This window comes from Kitasatospora sp. LaBMicrA B282, assembly GCF_050325825.1.
Classification (GTDB): Bacteria; Actinomycetota; Actinomycetes; order Streptomycetales; family Streptomycetaceae; genus Kitasatospora.
Genome location: NZ_JBNQTI010000284.1, coordinates 1 through 6201, shown reverse-complemented (window position 1 = coordinate 6201; position 6201 = coordinate 1). Strand labels below are relative to the sequence as shown.

4 protein-coding genes are annotated in these 6201 nt (G+C 76.9%); 3 read left to right on the top strand and 1 reads right to left on the bottom strand.

Annotated features, from left to right (window positions below; translation table 11 throughout):
- The first annotated feature begins 95 nt into the window (after positions 1–95).
- The 3 genes from ACQRUO_RS38135 (at position 96) to ACQRUO_RS38125 (ending at position 5377) form a co-directional block, all read left to right on the top strand.
- On the top strand, positions 96–3662 hold the full coding sequence (locus ACQRUO_RS38135) for an AfsR/SARP family transcriptional regulator (protein WP_428320770.1): 3567 nt from the start codon (positions 96–98) through the stop codon (positions 3660–3662).
- Between the two features lie 154 nt (positions 3663–3816).
- Positions 3817–4209, top strand: a complete 393-nt coding sequence (locus ACQRUO_RS38130; RefSeq protein ID WP_428320769.1) for an RDD family protein — start codon at positions 3817–3819, stop codon at positions 4207–4209.
- 280 nt (positions 4210–4489) lie between these two features.
- The gene (locus ACQRUO_RS38125) at positions 4490–5377 is read left to right on the top strand and encodes an alkaline phosphatase family protein (RefSeq protein WP_428320768.1); all 888 of its coding nucleotides are present in this window, start codon (positions 4490–4492) and stop codon (positions 5375–5377) included.
- Between the two features lie 27 nt (positions 5378–5404).
- Here ACQRUO_RS38125 and ACQRUO_RS38120 read toward each other — a convergent pair whose 3' ends face one another.
- The gene (locus tag ACQRUO_RS38120) at positions 5405–5935 is read right to left on the bottom strand and encodes a GNAT family N-acetyltransferase (RefSeq protein WP_428320767.1); all 531 of its coding nucleotides are present in this window, start codon (positions 5933–5935) and stop codon (positions 5405–5407) included.
- Positions 5936–6201: the final 266 nt, after the last annotated feature.

The window sequence follows — 6201 nt, the reverse complement described above, 5'->3', positions numbered from 1 at the left end:
TGGGTTGGTGCCCTCCCCTGTCGGGCACCAACCCGGCCGGGCTCGGTTGTCTTGAGCCTGCCGGAGTCCGCTCACGGGCGGGTAACATCCGGATAATGGACCATCAACAAGGGCCCGCGGAGACGGTTTCCGCCGCCCCCGCAGCAGCCGAGCAGGCCCGGCGCGACCCGGCCGAGCCGGCCGCCGGCCTGCGCTTCGGCCTGCTCGGGCCGCTCACGGTCCGCACCGCGACCGGGCAGGCGCTGCCGGTCAGCTCCCCCAAGTGCCGGGCCCTGCTGGCCATGCTGTTGCTGGAGCCCAACCGGGTGGTCTCCCGGGACCGGCTGACCGCGGCGCTCTGGGGCGAACACCCGCCGGCCACCGCCCCGACCTCGCTCAACAACCACGTGGTGCAGCTGCGCCGGCTGCTCGGCGCCGGCGGGCCGGGCCGGGTGCGCACGGTGCCGCCCGGCTACCTGCTCCAGGTCGGCGAGCACGAGCTGGACAGCGAGGTGTTCGCGGCCCGGCTGGAGGCCGCCCGCACCGCACGGCGCCGGGGCGACTGGCAGACCGTCAGCCGGCAGACCGCCGCCGCCCTGGCGCTCTGGCGCGGCACCCCGCTGAGCGACCTGCCCAGCCTGGCCGAGGAGGCGCTGCCGCACGTCCAGCGGCTGCACGAGCTGCGGCTGCAGGGCCTGGAGTGGCACGTGGACGCCGAGCTGGAGCTGGGCCGCCCGCACGGGGTGATCCCGGAGCTGAACCGGCTCACCGCCGAGTACCCGCTGCGCGAGTCCTTCCACCGCCAGCTGATGCTGGCCCTGCACCGCACCGACCAGCGCGCCGAGGCGCTGGCCGTGCACCGGCGGCTGCGCCGAACCCTGGTCGAGGAGCTCGGCATCGAGCCGGGCCCCAGCGTGCGGGCCGCGCACCAGGAGATCCTGCGGGCCGAGGCCCGTCCGGAACCCGCCCTGCCGCTGCCGGCAGCCCTGCCGGTGGTGCCGCCGCAGCGCACCGCGGCCGAGGCGCCCCCGCCGCCGGCGACCACCCGGGCCCCGGCCCCCGAGGCCCCCGCCACGGTGGCCGCGGGCGCCGGGCTGCCCCGGGACGTGGCCGGCTTCACCGGCCGGCACGGGGAGCTGGACCGGCTGCTCGCCGCCTGCCGCGCGGGCAGCGGCGACGGCCGGGTGGTCGGCATCCACGCGGTGGACGGGATGCCGGGCGTGGGCAAGAGCGCGCTGGCGGTGCACGCCGCGCACCGGCTGGCCGCCGACTTCCCGGACGGGCAGATCTTCCTGCCGCTGCACGCCCACACGCCCGGCACCCCCGCCGTCGAGCCCGCCGACGCGCTGACCGCGCTGCTGCTCACCATCGGGGTCTCGCCGCAGCAGATCCCGCCGGACCTGGACGCCCGGGCCAACCTGTGGCGCAGCCGGCTGGCCGGGCGGCGGATGCTGCTGCTGCTGGACGACGCGCGCAGCAGCGAGCAGGTCCGCCCGTTGATGCCGGGCACCCCCGGCAGCCTGGTGCTGGTCACCAGCCGGCGCCGGCTGCCCGCGCTGGGCGACGCGCTGCCGATCACGCTGGGCGTGCTGCCGCCCGAGGAGGCCGCCGCGCTGTTCACCGCCACTGCCGGGCGCCCGGACCTGGCCCCGGAGCAGCAGGCGGTGAAGGAGGTGGTCCGGCTCTGCGGCTACCTGCCGCTGGCGATCCACCTGACCGCTGCCCGGCTGCGGCACCGGCGGGCCTGGTCGGTGGCCGACCTGGTGCCGGACCTGGCCGCCGCGGCCGGCCGGCTCGGCGCGCTGCGGGCCGAGGACGTCTCGGTGGCGGCGGCCTTCGACCTCTCCTACCGGGACCTGACGCCCGCCCAGCGGCGGCTCTTCCGCCGGCTCGGCCTCTTCCCCGGCGACGACTTCGACGCCGGGGCCGCGGCCGCGCTGGACGACATCGAGCTGCCCGCCGCCCGCCGGCTGCTGGAGGAGCTGGAGGACCACCACCTGGTCGACGAGCCGGTGCGCGGCCGCTACCGGATGCACGACCTGATCCGCGAGCACGCCCGGGCGCTGAGCGGCGAGGACGACCAGGCGGCCCGGCACGCCGCCGTGACCCGGCTGCTCGACGCGTACCTGCACCTCGCCCAGGAGGCCAGCCGGCACCTGGCGATCACCTGCCCGGCCCCCGCCGGCGTCGCCGAGCTGCCCACCGAGGAGGCCGCCCGGGCCTGGCTGCGGGCCGAGCGCGGCAACCTGCAGGCCGCGGTGGAGTACGCCGCCGGCCACGGCCACCCGCAGCACGCGGTGCTGCTGCCGGCCGCGCTGCACGACTTCCTGCGCACCCAGGGCCACTGGGACCAGGCCCAGCACCTGCACCGGATCGCGCTGGGGACCGCCGAGCTCACCGGCGACCGGCTCGGCCGGGCCAAGGCCCTCACCCACCTGGGCACCTTCCAGCGGCTGACCGGCGAGCACGAGGCCGCCGCCACCCACCTGCGGCAGGCGCTCGCCCTCTTCGAGGAGCTGGCCGACCCGCGCGGGCAGGCCGGCGTGCTGATCCAGCTCGGCGCGATGGAGCGCACCTTCGGCGACAACACCCGGGCCCGGGAGAACTTCGCCCGGGCCTACGCACTGGCCGAGGCCGCGGGCTACCGCCCCGGCGAGGCGGAGGCGCTCAGCCAGCTGGGCATCCTGGGCCGGATCACCGGCGAGTACCCGGCGGCCACCGACCACGCGGTCCGGGCCCTGGCCCTCTTCCGCGAGCTGGGCAACCGCACCGGGCAGACCGCGGCGCTCAGCGAGCTCAGCCTGATCCAGCAGCTGACCGGCGACCTGACCGCCTCCGAGCACAGCCTGCACCAGGCGCTGGAGCTCTGCCGGGCCCGCGACGACCGGCCCAGCGAGGCCTACGCGCTGGCCAGCCTGGGCTCGCTGCAGCAGCTGACCGGCCGCTACCAGGCGGCCGAGCGCACCCACCAGCAGGCACTGGCCCTCTACCAGGGCCTGGGCAACCGGATCGGGCAGGCCAACGCCCTGATGGCGCTGGGCGCGGTGCGACTGGTCACCGGGCAGTACGAGACGGCCGAGCGGGACCTGCGGCAGGCCAGCCAGATGTACCACGACCTGGACGAGGCCCGCGGCCGGATGAACACCATCGCCTACCTGGGCGTGCTGCACCAGGCCACCGGGCGGCACCCGGAGGCGGTGGCCGGACTGGCCCAGGCGCTGACCCTCTACCGCGAGCAGGGCGACCGGCTCGGCGAGTCCCGGGTGCTCGCCTACCTGGGCGACGCGCTGCTCTCCACCGGCGACCACGCGGCGGCCGGCGACCACTTCGGGCAGGCACTGGCGCTCTGCGTGGCCCGCGGCGACCAGGGCGGCGAGGCGGAGGTGCACAACCTGCTGGGGCGGCTGTGCACCGTGACCGGCAGGTTCCGGCAGGCGCAGGCCGAGTACGGCGCCGCCCTCACCCTGGCGCTGGCCGCCGGCTCGCCGCTGGAGGAGGCCCGCGCGCTCACCGGCCTGGGCACCGGCGACCTGCGGGCCGGTCGGACCGCGGAGGGACTGGACCGGCTGCGCCGGGCGCTCACCCTGGCCCGGGCGCTGGGGGTGCCGGAGGCGGCCCGGATCCAGGCCACGCTGACCGCGCTGGCGGCCGGGGCGGCACGGTCGCTGGCGGCGGGGCGCTGAGGCCGACGCTGGGCCCGGCGCCTCGCCGAGGCCGACCCCGGCACCGCACGGGCGCTGACCCCGGCGGCGCAGCCGGGCTTGCGGGCGGCGGGACGACTGGCAGGCTGGGCTGAGCGGCAGACGAGCACGCACCGAGCGACGACGGGAGCCCGCGGTGACCTACACCCACTGGTCGGTGCGCGTCATCGGGTACGTGATCGACGTGCTGGCCTGCGCGGCGCCGAACATCATCGCGGGGGTGGTCTCGCCGGACAGCGACGGGCTGCAGGTGGGTCTGCTGGCGCTGTCGCTGCTGCTGCTCGCCTACAACCGCTGGTACCTGGCCGGGCGGACCGGGCAGAGCTGGGGCAAGCACCTGATGGGGACCCACCTGGTGCGGCTGGACGGGACCGAGCCGGTCGGCGTGCTCCGGGCGTTCCTGCGCGACCTGGCGCACCTGCTGGACACGCTGCCCTGTTACCTGGGCTGGTTCTGGCCGCTGTGGGACCGCAAGCACCAGACCTTCGCCGACAAGCTGGCCGCGACGGCGGTGCTGGGCGGCGACTGACGGCCGGCCGGCCGCGCAGCACTGGTCGCACTGGTCGCACCGATCGCGCCTCCCGGGGTGACCGACCGGCGAATCCCCGGTGAACTCTGCCCGCCGTCGCCCTGCGGCGACCGGGTCCGCCCCGGGGACCGGTGCCGGGCGGGCCGATCCGGCGGCTAGGGTGCGGTTCTGACCCGGTTGGCTGGCCAACTCCGCGCACCCACCCGGTGCGCGCCCCACCACCCCGCCCGCCGGCGCAGCACCTGCACGACCGCCCGCCCCCGCACCCTTGGAGCCCCCCGTGTCCAGCCTCTGGCCCGCCGGCCCCCGCCGCGTCCTGGTCGTCGGCATCGACGGCGTCCGTCTCGACCTGTTGCCCGAGCTGCACACCCCGAACCTGGACGCGGTGGCGGCGAACGGCTTCCTCGCGCCCGTCGAGGTGGACGACGCCACCCCGACCATGTCCGGCCCGTGCTGGGCGACCATCACCACCGGCGTGACCGTGGCCAAGCACGGCGTCCTCGGCAACCACCTCGGCGGCAACCGGCTGGACGTCTTCCCGGACTTCACCACCCGGCTGGCCACGGTGCACCGGCGCCGCACCTTCGCGGTGGGCGGCTGGGAGCCGCTCTTCCTGGCCCGCCAGGGCGGCCCGCTGTTCGCCGCGCCCGGCCGGCTCTCCTACGTCGGCCCGCTGGAGGACACCCCCGAGGCCTGGGAGGTCTGCGACGAGCGGGTCACCACCGAGGCGGTCACCGTGCTGACCGGCGACGACGACCCGCAGGCGACCTTCGTCTACCTCGGCGCCCCGGACGAGACCGCGCACTTCGTGGGCTGCGGCACCGAGTACCGCCGCTCGGTGGAGGCCGCCGACGTGCGGCTCGGCCGGCTGCTCGCCGCGCTGGAGTCCCGCCCGGGGTACGCCGCGGAGCAGTGGACGGTGATCGTGGTGACCGACCACGGCCACGTCGACCAGGGCGGCCACGGCGGGCGCAGCCCGGTGGAGCGGACCGCCTGGGTGGCCGCCTGCGGCCCCGACCTGGTGCCGGGCGGCGAGGTGCTGCCGGTGCGGCACGTGGACGTGGCCGCCCACGTGTACGCCGCGCTGCAGATCGTCCCCGACCCGCACTGGACGCTCGACGGCCGCCCGTTCACCCCGGTGACCACCCTGGAGCCGGCCGCCTCCTGAGGTCCTGCAGCAGCGCCCCGGCCCGGCTCAGAGCACCTTGACCAGGCGCTCGAAGGCCAGGTCGGGCCGCTTGGGCACGCCGAACCGCTCGTCGCCGTAGGGGAACGGCGAGAGCTCGCCGGTGCGGCTGAAGCCGCGCCGCTCGTACCAGGCGATCAGGTCGTCGCGCTGCACGATGACGGTCATCTCCAGCTGGGCGGCGTCCCACTCGTCCCGGACGTACCGCTCGGCCTCGGCGAGCACCGCGCGGCCCACCCCGCCGCCCTGGCTGGCCGGGTGCACCGAGAACATGCCGAAGTAGGCGCCGGCCGGTCGCCGCTCCACGGTGCAGCAGGCGAGCAGCTCGCCGGCCCGCTCGGCCAGCAGCACCCGGGTGTCGGGGCGGGCCAGGGTCTCGGCCAGGGCCGGGGCGTCGGTGCGCTGGCCGTCAAGCAGGTCGGCCTCCGTGGTCCAGCCCGCCCGGCTCGCCTCGCCGCGGTAGGCGGACTCCACCAGGTCGAGCAGCGCGGGGATGTCCTGGTCGGTGGCGGGGCGGAAGTGCAGCTCGGCGATGGTCATGGCTACTCCAGACGGCAGAGGGGCGTCCTGGCATCGTGCCACGACCGGGCCCCGGATGGCCCAGCAGGAGGCGGGGCGGGTGCCAGCCGCGGGTAAGGATGAGAGACGGTCCGTCACCGCCGATCACCGGGAGTGCCGAGCACATGCACCCGCGCCTCTTCGTCGTCATCACCGCGGTCCTGCTCGGGGCCCTGGGCCTCGGCGCGCTGGCCGTCACCGACTGGAGCCCGACGGCGGCGCCGCCGGCGAGCGCCGGGCGGGCCGCG